Source organism: Prescottella subtropica (assembly GCF_005434945.1).
Lineage (GTDB): Bacteria > Actinomycetota > Actinomycetes > Mycobacteriales > Mycobacteriaceae > Prescottella > Prescottella subtropica.
The window spans coordinates 281,742-299,206 of the sequence record NZ_SKCH01000003.1; the positions used below are offsets into that span (position 1 = coordinate 281,742).

At 71.6% G+C, this 17,465-nt stretch carries 16 protein-coding genes; 10 read left to right on the forward strand and 6 right to left on the reverse strand.

Annotated elements, in window-relative coordinates:
• Positions 1–5: 5 nt before the first annotated feature.
• Positions 6–1,127: a polyprenyl synthetase family protein gene (locus E0497_RS05680; RefSeq protein WP_421958310.1), complete on the reverse strand. Its 1,122-nt coding sequence runs from the start codon at positions 1,125–1,127 to the stop codon at positions 6–8.
• A 102-nt stretch (positions 1,128–1,229) separates the two neighbouring features.
• Here E0497_RS05680 and metF point away from each other — a divergent pair, with 102 nt between their 5' ends.
• Positions 1,230–2,228, forward strand: a complete 999-nt coding sequence (metF, locus tag E0497_RS05685; protein ID WP_170312878.1) for a methylenetetrahydrofolate reductase [NAD(P)H] — start codon at positions 1,230–1,232, stop codon at positions 2,226–2,228.
• 10 nt (positions 2,229–2,238) lie between these two features.
• Here the strand turns inward: metF and E0497_RS05690 are convergent, their stop codons facing one another.
• The 5 genes from E0497_RS05690 to E0497_RS05710 form a co-directional block, all read right to left on the reverse strand.
• Positions 2,239–3,393 carry a glycosyltransferase family 2 protein gene (locus E0497_RS05690; protein WP_241665726.1) on the reverse strand — a complete coding sequence of 385 codons (1,155 nt, stop codon included), beginning with the start codon at positions 3,391–3,393 and terminating at the stop codon, positions 2,239–2,241.
• 6 nt (positions 3,394–3,399) lie between these two features.
• Positions 3,400–4,041 carry an LppM family (lipo)protein gene (locus tag E0497_RS05695; protein WP_137723863.1) on the reverse strand — a complete coding sequence of 214 codons (642 nt, stop codon included), beginning with the start codon at positions 4,039–4,041 and terminating at the stop codon, positions 3,400–3,402.
• A gap of 116 nt (positions 4,042–4,157) precedes the next feature.
• Positions 4,158–4,934: a carotenoid biosynthesis protein gene (locus tag E0497_RS05700; protein WP_137723865.1), complete on the reverse strand. Its 777-nt coding sequence runs from the start codon at positions 4,932–4,934 to the stop codon at positions 4,158–4,160.
• Between the two features lie 26 nt (positions 4,935–4,960).
• Positions 4,961–6,547 carry a phytoene desaturase family protein gene (locus E0497_RS05705; RefSeq protein ID WP_137723864.1) on the reverse strand — a complete coding sequence of 529 codons (1,587 nt, stop codon included), beginning with the start codon at positions 6,545–6,547 and terminating at the stop codon, positions 4,961–4,963.
• A 20-nt stretch (positions 6,548–6,567) separates the two neighbouring features.
• Positions 6,568–7,188: a GNAT family N-acetyltransferase gene (locus tag E0497_RS05710; protein WP_137723801.1), complete on the reverse strand. Its 621-nt coding sequence runs from the start codon at positions 7,186–7,188 to the stop codon at positions 6,568–6,570.
• A 176-nt stretch (positions 7,189–7,364) separates the two neighbouring features.
• On the opposite strand from E0497_RS05710, the gene E0497_RS05715 reads away from it, so the two are divergent.
• From E0497_RS05715 to mraY, 9 genes are all read left to right on the forward strand, one after another.
• On the forward strand, positions 7,365–7,871 hold the full coding sequence (locus tag E0497_RS05715) for an SAV_6107 family HEPN domain-containing protein (protein WP_170312880.1): 507 nt from the start codon (positions 7,365–7,367) through the stop codon (positions 7,869–7,871).
• A gap of 212 nt (positions 7,872–8,083) precedes the next feature.
• The gene (locus E0497_RS05720; RefSeq protein ID WP_137723802.1) at positions 8,084–8,512 is read left to right on the forward strand and encodes a DUF3040 domain-containing protein; all 429 of its coding nucleotides are present in this window, start codon (positions 8,084–8,086) and stop codon (positions 8,510–8,512) included.
• Positions 8,513–8,826: 314 nt separating this feature from the next.
• A complete protein-coding gene (gene mraZ, locus E0497_RS05725; protein ID WP_137723803.1) occupies positions 8,827–9,258 on the forward strand; it encodes a division/cell wall cluster transcriptional repressor MraZ in 432 nt (143 codons plus the stop codon).
• Between the two features lie 201 nt (positions 9,259–9,459).
• Positions 9,460–10,476, forward strand: coding sequence for a 16S rRNA (cytosine(1402)-N(4))-methyltransferase RsmH (rsmH, locus tag E0497_RS05730; RefSeq protein ID WP_137723804.1), 1,017 nt, complete (start codon positions 9,460–9,462; stop codon positions 10,474–10,476).
• Positions 10,473–11,129, forward strand: coding sequence for a cell division protein FtsL (gene ftsL / locus E0497_RS05735; RefSeq protein ID WP_137723805.1), 657 nt, complete (start codon positions 10,473–10,475; stop codon positions 11,127–11,129). Before rsmH ends, ftsL begins: the two co-directional genes overlap by 4 nt.
• The gene (locus E0497_RS05740) at positions 11,126–13,039 is read left to right on the forward strand and encodes a peptidoglycan D,D-transpeptidase FtsI family protein (protein ID WP_421958306.1); all 1,914 of its coding nucleotides are present in this window, start codon (positions 11,126–11,128) and stop codon (positions 13,037–13,039) included. The genes ftsL and E0497_RS05740 overlap by 4 nt, the downstream gene beginning before the upstream one ends.
• A gap of 141 nt (positions 13,040–13,180) precedes the next feature.
• Positions 13,181–14,851 carry a UDP-N-acetylmuramoyl-L-alanyl-D-glutamate--2,6-diaminopimelate ligase gene (locus tag E0497_RS05745; RefSeq protein WP_421958311.1) on the forward strand — a complete coding sequence of 557 codons (1,671 nt, stop codon included), beginning with the start codon at positions 13,181–13,183 and terminating at the stop codon, positions 14,849–14,851.
• The gene (locus tag E0497_RS05750; protein ID WP_137723807.1) at positions 14,848–16,371 is read left to right on the forward strand and encodes a UDP-N-acetylmuramoyl-tripeptide--D-alanyl-D-alanine ligase; all 1,524 of its coding nucleotides are present in this window, start codon (positions 14,848–14,850) and stop codon (positions 16,369–16,371) included. Before E0497_RS05745 ends, E0497_RS05750 begins: the two co-directional genes overlap by 4 nt.
• Entirely contained in the window at positions 16,368–17,462 is a 1,095-nt protein-coding gene (gene mraY, locus E0497_RS05755; RefSeq protein ID WP_137723808.1) for a phospho-N-acetylmuramoyl-pentapeptide-transferase, read from the forward strand. The genes E0497_RS05750 and mraY overlap by 4 nt, the downstream gene beginning before the upstream one ends.
• Positions 17,463–17,465: the final 3 nt, after the last annotated feature.

Sequence of the window (17,465 nt, forward strand, 5' to 3'; positions counted from 1 at the left end):
GGCGGTCAGGCGTTCCGGCGGGTGACGGCGATCGCCATGTCCCGCAGCCGGCTCTTGCCGTCGTCGGTGACGCTGCCGGCGTCCAGGGCCGTCAGCGCGCGGTCCGTGAGATCGGCGATCCGCCGCTCGGCGTCGTCGACCGCCCCCAGATCGGTGATCACCGACCGCAGCCGCTCGACCTGGGCGTCCGACAGATCCGTGCCGATCGACTCGCGCAGCAACGCCGCCGCGGCCGGGTCGGTGGCGTCGGCCCGCTCGAGCGCGACCGCGAACAGTACGGTGCGCTTGCCGGCGCGCAGGTCGTCGCCCGACGGCTTGCCCGTCACATCGGGGTCGCCGAACACGCCCAGCAGGTCGTCGCGCAACTGGAACGCGATCCCGATGTCGGTGCCGAAGCGCCGGTACGTGTCCACGAGACCGGCGTCCGCGCCGGCGATCGCCGCACCCAGATGCAGGGGCCGCTCGATCGTGTACGCCGCCGTCTTGAAGCGGTTGACGCGCAGCGCCGCCTCGACCGTCTCGTCGGCGCTCACCTCGCCCGTGATGTCGAGGAACTGGCCGCCGAGCACCTCGGTGCGCATCGCGGACCACACCGGGGAGACCCGCGCGAGCGTGTCGTGGTCGAGGCCGGCCTCCCGGATCATGTCGTCGGCCCACGCGAGCGCGAGATCGCCGAGCAGGATCGCGACACCGTGCCCGAACTCGGTGGCCCCGCCGCTCCACCCGTTCGCGCGGTGCCGGTCGGCGAACTCGACGTGCACGGTCGGGAACCCGCGCCGGGTGGTGGACGCGTCGATGATGTCGTCGTGGACGAGCGCGCACGCCTGCACCAGTTCGAGGGCGGCGGCCGCCCGCAGCGCCGCCGCCGCCTGCGGCCCGTCCGGATCACCACCGGCACCGAGCCACCCGGTCCACGCGAACACCGGGCGCACCCGCTTGCCGCCGCGCAACACGAAACTCTCCAACGCGGCGACGGCGTCCGGGTAGCCGCCTCCGACGGCACGGACCGCGTCGCCGCGCGACGCGAAGAACTCCCGCAGCGACTCCTCGACGAGGTCGGTCAGTGGCGGGACGGGCGGGGTGGACGCGCCGGCAGGGGCGGACAGGGGGGACAGGACTGCCTCCAGGTTGATCGCGAAAAGCCTCGCCCCCACCTTAGTGGGCACGCCACCCGGACCCATCCGGACCATTCGGGCGATGCGGTGCGATCGAGTGATGCAGGTCAACCTATGCTGGGGTTCGTGACATTCGATGCCGTTCGGGGGCGAAGCAGCTCCGGTTGGGTGACCCGTACCCCCACGATCGTGGACCGCATCCGTTCCTCGGCAGAGCCCGGGAGCGGTCGGATCCCGTTCTCCGTGGAGTTCTCGCCGCCCCGCGACGAGGCCGCCGAGGCGCGGTTGTGGCGCGCCGTCCGCGAGTTCGAGCGACTCGGGCCGGCGTTCGTGTCCATGACGTACGGGGCCGGTGGCTCCACGCGGGACCGCACCGTCCGGGTGACCGGGCAGATCGCCGACGAGACGACACTGCTGCCGGTCGCGCACCTGACCGCCGTCGGGCACAGCATCGACGAGTTGCGGGCGATGTGCGGGGCGTATGCCGACCGTGGCATCAGCAACATCCTGGTCCTGCGCGGCGACCCGCCGGGCGACCCGCTCGGCGAGTGGGTCAAGCATCCCGACGGTGTCGAGTACGCCGAGGAACTCGTGCGGCTCGTCCGTGACATGGGCGACTTCCACGTCGGTGTCGCGTCGTTCCCGGAGGGCCACTACCGGGCCCCGGACCTCGACCACGACACGAAGTACCTGGTGTCGAAGCTGCGGGCCGGCGCCGAGTACTCGATCACGCAGATGTTCTTCGACGTCGACGACTACCTGCGTCTGCGGGACCGGGTCGTCGCGTGCGACGCCGAGCAGGGCGAGAAGCCGATCATCCCGGAGATCATGCCGATCACGTCGCTGCGCTCGGCGCGGCGGAGCCTGGAGCTGTCCGGCTCGAAGCTGCCCGTCGCGCTCGAGGAACGCCTGGTGCGGGCCGCCGGCGACGGTCCGGAGGAGGACCGGGCCGCGGTCCGCGAGGTCGGCATCGAGGTGGCCACCGAGATGGCCGAACGGCTCATCACCGAGGGCGCCCCGTGCCTGCACTTCATCACCCTCAACTTCGCGCGGGCGACCGGCGAGGTGCTGGCGAACCTGGGCCTGTCGGCGTCCACGGCGGCATCCGCCTGACCCGGTCGGCTCACCCGACGGGGCGGCCCTTCCACCGCAGCCGGCCCCGTCGCCGGCCGAGGTGGGACGCCGCCGTCAGACCGAGGTAGCCGACGACCGAGAGCGGATGCGCCGCCGCGTCCGCGGCCTCCCGGATCCCGGGGCGGCGACCGGTCTCGACGGCTCGTGCGGCCAGCCGGGACGCCACGGCCGCGCCGTAGCCGAGCAGACCCCACCGGCGGGTGCGACCGGACACCACCGCCAGCGGCGGCAGCACGTAGGCGACGGCGACGACCGCCGACACCGCCGCCGACCCGGCAGTCGAGCCGTACGCCGACCACAGCCAGCGGCGGTAGCCGTCCCGCACCGCACCGGCGTCGCCGTACATGCGGCACGACGCCACCCGGCCTGCCGCGGCCACCACGGTGCGGTCTCCCTGCCGCCGCAGCGCGCGGGCGATCGCGAGATCCTCGGTGACCGCACCCGCGACCGCGGCGTGCCCGCCGAGCCGGAAGTACGCGGCGGCGTCGAACACCAGGAACTGACCGCACGCGACCGCCATCGACGGCCGGGTGCCGCGGTGCGCGATCGCGACGGGCAGGCTCGCGAACCACGACCAGCACAGCAGCGGCTGGACCAGTCGTTCGGCAGCCGTGACCGCGACCTGCCGCGGCCACGCCGACAGCAGTGCGGCGTCGTGGTCGCGGAGTCCGGTGACGGCGGCGGCGAGCGCGTCGGGGGTCAGACGGACATCGGCGTCGAGGAACACCAGCACGCCCGGCCGTGTCGAATCCGTCAGCCGCGCAGCATGTTCCGAGCCCCGATGGCATGCGGCGTTCTTGCCGAGCCAGCCCGGTGGCGGCAGCTCGGCGCCCCGGATCAGTGTGAAACGCCCGTCGCCGCCGATCGCGCGGGCGGCCACCGCGGCCGTGTCGTCGGCCGAATCGTCGTCGACGATCAACACCCGCAGCGTCACCAGGCCGCGTTGGGCGCGCAGATCCCCGACGAGTGCGGCGATCCGGTCGGCCTCGTCACGGGCCGGGACGACGACCGTGACCGGCTCGGTGACCGCACCGGCACACGGTCGCAGCCGGGGCAGCGTGACCGTGTTCGCGGCGGCGACGACGGCCCCGCCGAGCGCCAGCCCGGCACCCACGCGTACCGCGACGTCGAACGGAGACAGCACGTCGGATCAGTGGGTCGACGTCTCGGCGGGATCGCGTCGCGGCGTGTCCGACGGCGACGGATTGCGCCCGCGCCACGCCAGCACGCCGACGATCACCGCGGCCGCGACCGCCACGCCCCCGGCCATGCCCGCCCAGCCGGCGAAGCTGCGGGTCCGCGGATCCGGGTAGCGGACCTCGGCGTGCAGGGTGCTGATGTCACCGGCGGGCAGCGTCCAGCTGACCGTCGAGTCGCCGTTGCGGGTGCCGTTCGTGGTGGCGATCCGGGTGGGGAACGCGATCGTGAACTGCACGTCGGTGCCCTGCGCGGGAACGTCCTCGAGATCCACCGTGCCGTCGAGGGTCACCTGGTCCCCGGCCCGGCGCAGCGCCAGTTGCAGCGCGCCCCCGGTCTGCCCGTACATCGATCCGAGATCGGCGACGTCACCGAACGTGAGGTCGCTGAAGAACGCCTGCGTGCCGACGTAGCCGTCCTTGCGGTACTCCTCCACCCGGATCCGCGGCGCGAGCGCATCGGACGGGGTGAGCTGCGGGCCCTTGTCGTTCTCGTCCTTGGGGACGGTCGCCGCGACGATCTGCCCGGACACCTTGTCGTCGGTGGACACCCCCATCGACACCTGTACCCGTAGACAGCCCGCCAGCAGCGGCATCAGCAGTACCGCGAGTACCGCGGCGGCGACCGCACGGGTGGAACGGGAACGGGGAGCCGGGGCAGGTGTCGACGACAGCACAGCGCCATCGTGCCAGGCGCGACCGGTCGCCCGCGTCAGGTGCCGCCGTTCCGGCGTGCCAGCCGCACCAGCAACGGCACCCCGACCACACCCATCGCGAACAGACCGTAGACCGCCGAATACCGCAATTCGGGTGCATCGAGGAAGACGGCGTGCGCGAGCGACGACCCGAGCCACGTCCACAGCAACAGTGCGAGCGGCACCGCGTCCGATACCGGGGACGGCGTCGGCGACCCGATCCGGGTGTCGAGCCTGTCCACGACGGTCGCCATGACGGCGGCGACGAACAGCCACCCGGCGTAGTTGGTCAGCGGAATGTGCGCGATACCGGGCAGTCCGGCGTCGGCGACACACCAGCGCCACTGCCCGTCGGCCACCATCTGCGGATCGAGGTACAGGTCCCAGCCGACGACGCCGATCGTGGTCAGTGCGATCCGCGTGACACGGGTCCGGGTGACCAGTGACGCCGCGCACCACACCGGATAGAAGCCGGCCGTCCACGCCAGTGGCACCACCGCCGGCACGTCCGCGATCGCCCAGCCGAGCCGGTCGGTCGCGTACGCATAGCAGCCGTACGGGTACCCGGTCGCGGTCCCGACGATCTCCGAGACCAGCCCGATCCCGGCCGTCGACGCCACCAGCCCCGCCGCCCACCGGCCGCCGCGGACCGCGGTCGCGTGCACGACCGACGCCGCCGCCAGCAGCACGACCACCGCCACCGTGACGACGTCCCGGACCCGGCCGTCGACGAGCGGATAGACGATCTGGGCGCCGACCGCGGCGACGGCGAGCCCCGCGGACACCCGCACCAGCGGCGACACGGTGGAGACGGTGCGCGTCACCGCAGCCGACCGCGCAGCAGTCGCCGCACCCGCCCACCACGCGTGTCCGCGAGCGCGATCCGGGCCGCGCTGCGCCCACTCGCCCCGGACACGCCGCCGCCGGGATGCGTCGACGCCCCCGTCAGGTACAGCCCGTCCGCGTGCGGGACCCGATGCCCCGACAACTCCGGGATCGGCCGCCACATGAACATCTGGTCCAGTGACATCTCCACGTGCATCACGTTGCCGCCGAGCAGACCCATCTCGCGTTCGATGTCGGCGGGGGTCTGCACGTGCCGGTGCCGGATGCCGGCGGCGAACCCGGGTGCGAGCGCGTCGACACCCGCGATCACCCGGTCGGCCTCCCGCTCACCGATGTCCGACCAGGACCGGCCGCCGGACAGCGCGTACGGATGCCACTGCGACCACAGCGTCACCTGATGCTCCCCGGCAGGGGAGATGGTCGGATCGATGCCGCTGAAACTCATCGCCAGCACCGCCGGATCCGGTGGCAGTTCCCCGGCGAGCGCGGCGCCGTGCGCGGTCCGCAACTGGGCCCGGTCGGTGACGAGCAACTGCAGCCCGCTCGTGGCCGTCGCGCCGTCCGGCACGCTCGGATACGACGGCAGCGCGTCCGTCCCGAGTCGCAGCACCAGCCCGATACCGGGGCCGATGCGGATCCGCCGCCGCCATCCGGCGAGCGTGTCGCGGTCGTAGCCGCCGCGCTCCAGCAGATCGAGCGTGGTCAGGACGTGACAGCCCGCGATCACCGTGCGGGCCCGCACGCGGCGTCCCGACTCGGTGACCACGGTCCATGCGTCGGGGTCGCGGCGCAGTTCGGTCACGCTGTCCCCGAGCGTGACGGTGCCGCCGTCCGATTCGAGACGTGACGCCAGTGCGGCGGTGAGTGCGCCGCTGCCGCCGACCGCCCGGCCCGGCGGCAACGTGTGCATCAGGGCCGCGAACCCCACCATCGGTGCGGTCCCCGGCTCCGACATCGGCGGCCCGGACTGGGCGCCGAACCATGCGAGCGCGGCCTTGAGCGGTTCGCTGTCGAAGTACTCGTCGAGCAGAGCGTCACCGGTCGTCAGGAATTCCCGGGACAGGGCCGCACCCCCGTTGCCGGTGTCGAGTCCCCAGAACGAGCGCAGCAGATGCCCGCCCGTCGGTGGGGCTGCGAACGCGCGCATCACGCGGGCACTGCGCGGACCCCACGTGCCGACGAACCGCCGGTAGGCGTCCGCGTCGGCGGCCCCGCACGCTGCCTCGATCGACGCGCACGTGCGATCGAGGTCGCGGTGGAACACGATGCCGGGCCGGTCCGACCCGGCCGGGGCGGGCGCGAACGCCCACGGGTCGCAGTCGAGGTAGCGCAGCCCGTGCGCGGCGAGATCGAGTTCCTCGACGATCCCGGAGTGCCGGATCATGATGTGCGCCGACGAGCCGCGATCGATCCGGTGCCCCGGGAACCGTTCGACGGTCGACACCGCACCGCCGAGCACCGTGTCCCGTTCGAGGACCTCGACGGACCAGCCGTCGCGGGCCAGGTAGCACGCCGACACCAGCGCGTTGTGCCCCGATCCGACGACGACGGCGTCGAGCACGGCGGTTCCTCCCGGAGCGCTCACAGCGGAAGCCCCCGGCCGAGGACCGCGAACGGGCGCCGGTCGCCGGCGAACGTGAAATGGCGGACGACGTCGCGGAATCCGGTGCGCCGGTACAGCCGCCACGCCCGGTTGTCCTCCCGGTCGACCTCCGGGGTGGACAGCAGCACACCCCGCTCCGGGCGGTCGGTGAGGAGCCGCTGCAGCAACCGCTCACCGAGTCGGTGCCCCTGCGCGGCCGGGTGGACGTGCAGTTCGGTCAGTTCGAAGTAGTTCCCGAGGATGCGGTCGACCTGCTCGCCGCTCCACCCGGACTCCTGCATCCCGTGCCGGACCTGCTGCTGCCACCACTGGTCGGGGGCGCCGCGGTAGCCGTACGCGATCGCCAGCAGGTCCGCCGGCCGGTCGGGGCGCTGCGGATCGGTGCGGACCGCGCCGACCGCCCGCCACCCGGCACGCCCGATGTGCTCGGACCACATCGGGGCGCGGTGGTACTCGGTGCCCTTCGGGTAGCCCATGGCCGCGACGTAGATCCCGAGCGCCTCGGGCAGTCGCGCGCGCATCTCCGCCGGCGGCAGATCGACGACGACCGGACCCGGGTCGGACGGATCCGCGGCGTCTGTCGTGTCTGTGGAGTTCATGCGTGGGCTCACCCTGGTTCTCTCCCTTGACGACGTGTCGGTGGGGCCAGCTATATTGAATAGGTCGAACATGCGTTCGATATTGGTGATCCGGTGATGTGTCGGTGGTTCGCCCGGGGAAGCGACGCATCACCGGATCGCCGGGAACTCGGCAGCGGTGGGAGGTGCTCGGAGTCATGGCGGAAGTCGAGTCTCGGGTCGGGGTGGGGGTCGCGTCCAGTCTGCCGGTGGGGCCGGCCGGGTGCGCGGGTTCCACGCGTTCGCCGGCGTCGGCGCCGTATCGGGCGACCGTGCTGTTGCGGCGTGCGGACGGACTGCTGTCGGAGGCGGCGGGGGCGTCGATGCCCGACGAGCGTTTCCGGTGCGCGTATCTGAGTGCATTGAAGGGGGCTGCCGCGGTACTCGCCGCGTGCGAGGGCGCGGCGCGGGTGGCATCCGGTCGGCGGCCGCGCTCACGCAGTGCGTGGGTGCTCCTGGCGCGGGCGGCACCCGAGTTCGCCGCGTGGGCCGACTATTTCGCGGAGCATTCCGCGTTGCGGGCCGCGGTCGAGTCGGGGGTGACACGGTCGATCGACGGTGTCGCCGCGGACAGGTTCTACGGGGAGGTCGGACGGTTCCTCATCGCGGTCGACGATCTGCTCGCCGGGGCCGGTCGACACGCGGTCGATGCCGGCACCGGGTGATCGACCCTGTCCGGAACGCGGCATATGTGCAGGTCATGGGCACATCGGTGTCGGCTGCCATCGGTTACCGCCGATTCGTCGGGAACTCGTCGGTGGAGTAGGTGGTACGGCGCGGGCGTACCTCGTATTATCGAGTTCAGGTAATCGTCAGTTCGTTACCCGCCTCACCGCACCGCGGCGAGGTGTCAACTCTTAGTGCCGGGGGAGGTACCGTGCCACTCTCCGAGCACGAGCAGCGCATGCTCGACCAGATCGAGAGCGCGCTCTACGCCGAGGATCCCAAGTTCGCGTCCACCGTGAGGGGCGGGCGCATGCGTGCCCCTTCCGGAAGGCGACGACTGCAGGCGGTGGCCCTTTTCGTTCTGGGTCTGGTCCTCCTCGTCGCGGGCGTGGCTCTGAATGTGCGGTTGGGCGAGTTTCCGATCATCAGTCTGATCGGATTCGTCGTGATGTTCGGTGCCGGAATTCTCTTCCTCCTCGGTGGAGGCAAGGGGAGTCCGGCGGAAGTTCCCGACGGGAACGCCACTCCGCATGGGGCGGGTGGATCGCATCCGCGCAGATCCCATGGCGGCAAGAAATCTGCGGGCGGATTCTCGTCCCGCATGGAAGACCGTTTCCGGAGGCGATTCGAGCAGGAGTAGTCGAGTTCGTCCGGATTACGGCGGCGGCGCAACCATCCCGGTTGCGCCGCCGCCGTTGTTCGGTCCGGTCGGCTTCGGGTGTCTGCCGTCACCCGTCGATTCGCCCCCCACTTCGTGACCCTGCTGTGAGCTGCACTTATCCGGAGGGGCTTGTCAAATCGCCCGGTGTTTCGGATTGAAAGTGGTGGAAAGTGGGGTAAAGTGGCGGACAGCGGATCGTGGAGGCGACCCGCCAGAAATGTGAGTGGTTCGGCAGCTTTGCGCAGCCGATTGTTCGCATGTTCGCCACAGGGCCCCGGCGGGAGGTGTGTCGAGTGTTTCTCGGCACCTACACGCCCAAGCTCGACGACAAAGGGCGGCTCACGCTGCCCGCGAAGTTCCGGGACATGCTGGCGGGAGGGTTGATGGTCACGAAGGGTCAGGACCACAGCCTTGCGGTGTATCCCCGGGAAGAGTTCACCGCGCTCGCTCGCCGTGCCGCGGCGGCCTCGCGGAGCAATCCGCAGGCGCGTGCATTCGTGCGCGGACTCGCCTCCGGAACCGACGAGCAGCACCCCGACGGGCAGGGCCGCATCACCCTGTCCTCGGATCACCGCCGCTACGCGGGCCTGTCCAAGGACTGCGTGGTGATCGGTTCGGTCGACTTCCTCGAGATCTGGGATGCCCAGGCATGGGCGGACTATCTCGCGGAGCACGAAGAAAGCTATTCGCAAGCCAGAGACGAAGCGCTCGAGGGGATCTTCTAGCCCCCGGGCGCCGGCGAGTGCCGCGAGGCCTCTGCCCGAGTGTGACCCTGACGCACTTCCCCAGCGCCAGGGTCGCCACCGGGAACCTGACACTCTTCCCCAGTGCCAGGTTCCTCGATCGGACAGGGACCCCGAGGCATTCGTCGCCCTCCGAACAACCACCACCGCGCGCGAGCGCACGAGCATCAACCGGAGGACAGCATGGTCGACGGCGAGGACGGCACCAGGTCGGTCCCCGACGAGTTCGGTCATGTCCCGGTTCTGTTGCATCGCGCGGACGAGTTGCTCGGTCCCGCGATCACCGCCGACGATCCGAGCGGTGCCGGCGCGGTGATGATCGACGCGACCCTCGGTCTCGGCGGACACTCGGAGCACTTCCTGCGCACCTATCCGGGTCTGCACCTGATCGGGCTGGACCGGGATCCCGAGGCGCTGCGGATCGCGTCCGGCCGGCTCGCACCGTACGCCGACCGCACCACGTTCGTGCACACCCGCTACGACGGCATCGTCGACGCTCTCGACCAGGCCGGGCTCGCGTCGACCGGTACCGTGGCCGCGATCCTGTTCGACCTGGGTGTGTCGTCGATGCAGCTCGACGAGGCCGACCGCGGCTTCGCCTACTCGGTGGACGCGCCGCTCGACATGCGGATGAACCCCACCGCGGGGCTCACCGCCGCCGAGATCCTCAACACCTACAGCCACGGTGAGCTGGCCCGCATCCTCAGCACGTACGGCGAGGAGCGGTTCGCGAGCCGGATCGCATCCGAGATCGTGCGTCGTCGCGAGAAGCAGCCGTTCACCACCAGCGCCGCGCTGGTGGAGTTGCTGTACGACGCCATCCCCGCCGCGACCCGACGGACCGGCGGCCATCCCGCCAAGCGGACCTTCCAGGCCTTGCGGGTCGAGGTCAACGGTGAACTGGATTCGCTGCGGGCCGCGGTGCCTGCCGCCCTCGACGCCCTCGCCGTCGGTGGCCGCGTCGTGTTCATGTCGTACCAGTCCCTCGAGGATCGGGTCGTCAAGCAGGAACTGACCCCCCTCTCGAAGTCCAAGACCCCCGAAGGCCTGCCCGTGGAGTTGCCGGGTATGGGTCCGGAACTCCGGATCCTCACCCGCGGCGCGGAACGCGCCTCGGAGCAGGAGATCGAGGACAACCCGAGAGCGGCACCCGTCCGGTTGCGGGCGGCGCAGCGTATCGCGAGGAGGACGACGGCATGACTGTTCAGGTAGCCCCCACCGCGCGTATCCGACGGTCGACGGCGGCGCAGCGTGCCTACGACCGGCGCCGGCACCGCGCGTCCGTCGTCGACCCGCACGGGGCTGCGGTCCCGGCGCCGGAGGCTGCCTCGACCACACCGTCGTCGCGGCGGATCTCGGCCCGGGTTCCGTTCGTGGCCACGATCATCGGGCTGCTGTGCCTCGGGTTGGCGACGACGCTGCTGCTGACCACGCGTGCCGCGGAGGATTCCTACCAGCTCGCGGACACCCGCGCACACAACCAGAGCCTGCAGGAGCGGACCGCGGCCCTCCAGCGTCAGGTCGCCGCCGGTAACTCGGCGCCGATCCTCGCGGAGAAGGCGGCGGAACTGGGACTGATCCCGGTCAAGGACCCGGCGCGGTTGGTGCTGGACGCCGCCGGTGCCGTGACCGTCGTCGGCACTCCCGAGCCTGCCGAGGGCAAGCCGGTCCCGCCGCTGGACCGGGCACCGGCACCGCGTGCCGCGGCGCCCGCGCCGGCGCAGCCGGCCGCACCCCAGCGGAACACCCCGGCCGCGCCGCAGCAGAACGTCGAGGGCCGTATCGAGGCGCGTGGTGAACAGCCGACGCCGATCACGGTCGTCACCCAGCCCCCGGCCGGCGCGCGGCAGTGACGTCCTCCGGCGGGCGCCGACCGGCACCCCGGCGCCGGCCGGCACCGACACCGCCGCGTCGTGCGCGTGCCGGGAAGGCCCGCCGGTCCGGGGTCCGTCGCACCGATGCGTTCGCGTTCCGGTTGAAGTACGGGCGGGCCGTCATGCTCGTCGCGCTCGGTGTCGTCGCACTGCAGTTGCTGTGGGTGCAGGGCATCGATGCGCCGCGCCTGTCCGCGGAGGCCGCGAACCAGCGCACCGCCGTCGTCACCCTGCCCGCGACCCGCGGCGCGATCCTGGACCGTAACGGCAGCAAACTCGCGTACACCCTGGACGCGAAGGCGCTGACGTTCCAGCCGGTGCGGGAACGCAAGAACATCGACGACCTGCGTGCCGAGGACGATTCCCTCCCGGACGCGCAGACCCGGGTGCAGGAGATCGCCGCGGGTATCCACGACCGACTCGGGGACGCCGCGCCCGAGAAGGATCTTCTCGCGAAGCTGCAGAGCAACGAGACGTTCGTGTACCTGGCGCGCAGTGTCGACCCGGCGGTCGCCGCCGACATCGCCGGGGAGTTCCCGGAGGTCGGCCTCGAGCGACAGGACATCCGCGAGTATCCGGGCGGGTCGCTGGCCGCGAACCTCGTCGGCGCGACCGGCTGGGACGGGCACGGACTGCTCGGGCTCGAGGACTCGATGGACGAGGTCCTCGCCGGCAGCGACGGTTCGGAGACGCACGACCGGGGTTCGGACGGCGCCGTGATCCCGGGCAGCCGCCGTGACCTGCGCCCCGCGGTCGACGGTGAGACCGTGGAACTGACCCTCGACTCGGATCTGCAGTACTACGTGCAGCAGCAGACCCAGCAGGCCAAGGAGTTGTCGGGCGCGAAGAACGTGTCCGTCGTCGTGCTGGATGCGAAGATGTCCGAGGTGCTGGCGATGGCCAACGACGGCACGTTCAACCCGGCGATCGGTGTCGGCAACAATCCGCCCGAGGCGCGGATGGGCAACCTGTCGGTCACCAGCCCGTTCGAGCCCGGCTCCGTCAACAAGATCATCACGGCGGCGGCGGCGGTCGAGTACGGGCTGACCACCCCCGACGAGGTGCTGCAGGTGCCGGGGTCGATCCAGATGGCCGGCGTGTCCGTCAAGGACGCGTGGGCGCACGGCGTCGTGCCGTACACCAGCACCGGGGTGTTCGGGAAGTCGTCCAACGTCGGCACGCTGATGCTCGCCGAACGCGTCGGGGAGGAGCGGTTCGCGGACATGCTGCACCGCTTCGGCATGGGGCAGGCCACCGGCGTCGGGCTGCCCGGTGAGAGCGCCGGCAGCGTTCCGGCACTGGAGGACTGGTCGGGCGGCACGTTCGCGAACCTGCCGATCGGACAGGGCCTGTCGATGACGCTGCTGCAGATGACCGCGATCTACCAGACGATGGCCAACGACGGTGAACGGATCCCGCCGCGCATCGTCAAGGCGACCGTGGCTGCCGACGGCACCCGTACCGAACCGGAGCGACCCGAACCGGTCCACGTGGTGAGCAAGGAGACGGCCCGCACGGTCCGGGACATGTTCCGGTCGGTGACCCAGAAGGATCCGATGGGCTACCAGCAGGGGACCGGGCCGCAGGCCGCCGTCGAGGGCTACCAGATCAGCGGGAAGACGGGTACCGCGCAGCAGGTCGATCCGGCGTGCGGCTGCTACTCGAACTCCGACTACTGGATCACGTTCGCCGGCATCGCACCGTCCGACGATCCCCGCTACGTCGTCGGCATCATGCTCGACGCGCCGGTGCGCGGTGTCGACGGCGGCGGTGGGCAGTCGGCGGCGCCGCTGTTCCACAACATCGCGTCGTGGCTGCTGCAGCGCGACAGTGTGCCGATGTCACCGGATCCGGGCCGACGGTTGATACTCCAGGCCGACGCCGACTGACCGGTGCGCGAGGTGACTCCGGACACCCTCGCCGCACGCGCGCGACGTGGTGACTCGTGCCGACGGTGCCGTCGCCGGTAATCTGACACGTCGACCTTCCACTGCTCGAACCGTGAGTCTCCACCGAACCGAAAGGACCTGCTGCCCGTGCTTCCGAGTCCGCAGCCTTCCACGCCGGACAGGGCGCCGGGGAGCGGTCTTCGCCCGACGCATCCGCCCGTGACGGACCTCGCGGACCTGGCCGCCGCGGTCGGTGCCCGCATCGAGACCGTGGGCGCGGGCGACGCGTCGTCCCTGCCGTTCACGGTGACCGGTGTCGAACTGCGGGCGCAGGCGATCCGTGCGGGGGATCTGTTCGCGGCGCTGCCGGGCGCCCACACGCACGGCGCCCGATTCGTGGCGGACGCCGTCGCGGCCGGGGCGACCGCGGTCCTCACCGACGACGCCGGTGCCGCCCTGGTGCGGGAGCACGCCGGTATCTTCCCGAATCCGCTTCCGGTGCTGGTGCATCCGGACCCGCGCAGTGTGCTCGGTGCGGTGTCGGCCACCGTCTACGGGCATCCGTCGCGGCGGATGCAGATCGTCGGGATCACCGGCACGTCCGGGAAGACGACGTCGTCGTACCTGATCGAGGCGGGCCTGGCCGCGGCCGGTCGCAGCATCGGCCTGGTCGGCACGATCGAGACGCGGGTCGCCGGGGACCGGGTGCCGAGCGCCCTCACCACCCCGGAGGCGCCGCAACTGCACGCGCTGTTCGCGGCGATGCTCGAACGCGGCATCGACACCGTCGTGATGGAGGTGTCGAGTCATGCGCTCGCCCTCGGGCGGGTCGACGGGGTGCGGTTCGCGGTCGGCGCGTTCACGAACCTGTCGCAGGACCATCTGGACTTCCACAAGGATTTCGACGACTACTTCGCGGCGAAGGCCCGGCTGTTCGCGGCCGATTCCGCGGTGCGCGCCGAGCGTGCGGTGATCTGTACCGACGACGAGTGGGGTGCGCGGATGGCGGACGTCGCCCGCCGCGCCCACCCGGACCGCCTCGGCGCCGTCGTCACGGTCGGCACCGGCGCCCGTCCCGCCGACTGGCGTGCGGGGGAGAGCGACCCGAGCCCGTCGGGCACACAGACGTTCTCGCTCACCGGCCCCGACGGCGTCACCCGTGCCGTGTCGGTGCGGCTGCCCGGCCACTACAACGTCGCGAACGCGACGCTCGCGGTGGCCGTGTGCGCTGCGGCCGGGGTGGACGTCGCCGCCGCCCTGACCGGGATCGCCGGCGTCGACGTGCCGGGCCGTGTGCAGCGGGTCGAACGAGGTCAGGGTTTCCTGGCCGTCGTCGACTACGCGCACAAGCCGGCGGCGCTCGAGGCCGTGATCGCGACCCTGCGCGGCCAGCTGTCCGATCCGGGCGGCCGCATCGCGGTCGTCGTCGGCGCGGGCGGGGACCGGGACACCGGCAAGCGGGCCCTGATGGGGGAGGCCGGTGCCCGCGGCGCCGACCTGCTGGTGGTCACCGATGACAATCCGCGCACCGAGGATCCGGCGGTGATCCGGGCTGCCGTCACCGCGGGCGCGCTGGCCGTCCCGGCCGCCGAACGCGGCGAGGTCCGCGAGATCGGGGACCGGGCCGGCGCGATCGCCGCCGCGGTCGCCTGGGCGCGGCCCGGTGACGTCGTGCTGATCGCCGGCAAGGGCCACGAGGCCGGCCAGGAGATCCACGGTGTGAAGTACCCATTCGACGACCGAGAGGTCCTGGGAGAGGCGATCGATCGGGTCGTCTCCGGAGACGACCCCGCACACGGAGGAAACGCATGATCCCGATGACGCTCGCGCAGATCGCCCAGGCGGTCGGCGGGACGCTGCACGACGTCGACGACCCGTCGGCCACCGTCACGGGAACGGTGGAGTTCGATTCCCGCGAGGTGAGCCCGGGCGGGTTGTTCCTGGCACTGCCCGGGGCCCGGACCGACGGCCACGACCACGCGGCAGGTGCCGTGGCGGCGGGTGCCGCGGCGGTCCTCGCGGCGCGGCCCGTCGGGGTTCCGGCGATCGTCGTCGAACCGCTCGGCCCGTCCGGAAGCGGTGCGCTGGCACTCGAACACGACCGGGACGGTTCCGGCGCCGCGGTGCTCGAGGCACTCGGGAAACTGGCCCGGGCCAGCGTCGACCGGCTCACCGCCGAGGCGGGGATGACCGTGGTCGGGGTGACGGGGTCGTCGGGCAAGACGTCGACGAAGGATCTGCTGGCCGCGGTACTGGCTCCGCTCGGATCCGTCGTCGCGCCCCCCGGATCGTTCAACAACGAACTCGGCCACCCGTGGACGGCGCTGCGCGCCGAGCGTGACACCCGGTTCCTGGTCCTGGAGATGTCGGCACGCGGCCGCGGGCACATCGCCGCGCTGGCGAAGACGGCGCCGCCGAAGATCGGCGTCGTGCTCAACGTCGGCACCGCGCATCTCGGCGAGTTCGGCTCGCGGGAGGCGATCGCCGAGACGAAGGGCGAGCTGCCGGCGTCGCTGCCGTCCGCCGCCGACGGTGGTGTCGCCGTCCTCAACGCCGACGATCCGCTGGTCGCGGCGATGGCGTCACGTACCGCGGCGCGGGTCGTGCTGGTCGGGTTGGCCGGCAACGCCGACGTCCGGGCCACCGGCGTGCACCTCGACGCGCAGGCGCGGGCGAGTTTCACGCTCGAATGCGCGGCCGGCAGTGTCCCGGTCACCCTCGCCGTCCACGGCGAGCACCACGTCGGCAACGCGCTTGCCGCGGCGGCCGTCGCCCTCGAATGCGGGGTGGGCCTCGAGCAGATCGCGGCCGCCCTGGGCGGTGCGCGGGCGGTGTCCGGTCGCCGCATGGACGTGCGGGACCGGGCCGACGGCGTCACCGTCGTCAACGACTCGTACAACGCGAACCCGGATTCGATGCGGGCCGCGATCAAGGCGCTGGTGTCGATGGCCCGGTCCGGTGACGGCGCGCCGCGCCGCACGTGGGCGGTCCTCGGTGAGATGGCCGAACTCGGGGACGACTCGGTCGTCGAGCACGACGCGATCGGACGTTTCGCGGTCCGCCTCGACGTGACCAAGATGATCATCGTCGGACCGGGACGTCCCGTCCGCGCGATGTACCAGGGCGCGATCATGGAAGGCTCGTGGGGTGACGAGGCGATGCACGTGCCCGACGCAGCGAGCGCAGTCGAGGTGCTCGAAGACGAACTGCGAGCAGGGGATCTGGTGTTGGTGAAGGCGTCGCAGTCCATCGGCCTGTGGGAGGTCGCGGACGCGGTCCTCGCCGCACCGGTCGCCGGTTCGGTGTCGACGGGTGAGGGAGTGGTGCAGTGAGGCAGATCCTGTTCGCCGCGGGCATCGCGCTCGCGGTCTCCATCCTGCTGACTCCGGTCCTCATCAAGATCTTCTCGCGGCAGGGTTTCGGTCAGGAGATCCGCGTCGAGGGCCCGGCGAGCCATCAGGCGAAGCGCGGCACCCCCACGATGGGCGGTGTCGCGATCCTCGCCGGCATCTGGGCCGGCTACTTCGGTTCGCACCTGATCGGCATCGGCTACGACGCCGAGGGGCCGTCGGCGTCGGGTCTGCTGGTGCTCGGTCTGACGACGGCGCTCGGCGGTGTCGGATTCCTCGACGACTTCATCAAGATCCGCAAGCAGCGCAACCTGGGCCTGAACAAGACCGCGAAGCTCGTCGGCCAGCTGATCGCGGCGGTCGTGTTCGCGATCCTCGCGCTGCAGTTCCGCGGCGGCAACGGACTCACCCCGGGCAGCGTGCACCTGTCGTACGTGCGGGACATCGCGACCGTGTCCATGGGCTCGATCGTGTTCGTGTTCTTCGTGTACCTGCTGGTCAGCGCGTGGTCGAACGCCGTGAACCTCACCGACGGCCTGGACGGCCTGGCGGCCGGCTCGATGAGCCTGGTCCTCGGCGCGTACGTGATCATCACGTTCTGGCAGTACCGCAACGCCTGCAGCACCGGTCCGGGCAGCGTCGGTCCTGCCAAGGGCTGCTACGACGTCCGCGACCCGCTGGACCTGGCACTGCTGTGTGCGGCCGGCGCGGCCGCCTGCATCGGTTTCCTGTGGTGGAATGCGGCGCCCGCGAAGATCTTCATGGGTGACACCGGTTCGCTGGCCCTCGGTGGCATGCTCGCGGGCCTGTCGATCACGACCCGCACCGAGCTGTTGATGGTCGTCATCGGCGCCCTGTTCGTCGCGGAGGCCGCATCGGTCGTCATCCAGGTGGCGGTGTTCCGGTCGAGCCGGCGCCGGGTGTTCCGGATGGCGCCGTTCCATCACCACTTCGAGCTCGGCGGCTGGGCCGAAACCCAGGTGATCATCCGGTTCTGGTTGCTGGCGGCGATCGCGTCGGCGATCGGCCTGGCCCTGTTCTACAGCGAATACCTGTCGGCGATCGGGGACTGACGC

Coding starts and splice junctions, on each gene's coding strand:
- metF (WP_170312878.1), top strand. CDS start 1,230: ATGCTGGGGTTCGTGACATTCGATGCCGTTCGGGGGCGAAGCAGCTCC.
- E0497_RS05695 (WP_137723863.1), bottom strand. CDS start 4,041: ATGCCGCTGCTGGCGGGCTGTCTACGGGTACAGGTGTCGATGGGGGTG.
- E0497_RS05710 (WP_137723801.1), bottom strand. CDS start 7,188: ATGAACTCCACAGACACGACAGACGCCGCGGATCCGTCCGACCCGGGT.
- E0497_RS05715 (WP_170312880.1), top strand. CDS start 7,365: ATGGCGGAAGTCGAGTCTCGGGTCGGGGTGGGGGTCGCGTCCAGTCTG.
- rsmH (WP_137723804.1), top strand. CDS start 9,460: ATGGTCGACGGCGAGGACGGCACCAGGTCGGTCCCCGACGAGTTCGGT.
- ftsL (WP_137723805.1), top strand. CDS start 10,473: ATGACTGTTCAGGTAGCCCCCACCGCGCGTATCCGACGGTCGACGGCG.
- E0497_RS05750 (WP_137723807.1), top strand. CDS start 14,848: ATGATCCCGATGACGCTCGCGCAGATCGCCCAGGCGGTCGGCGGGACG.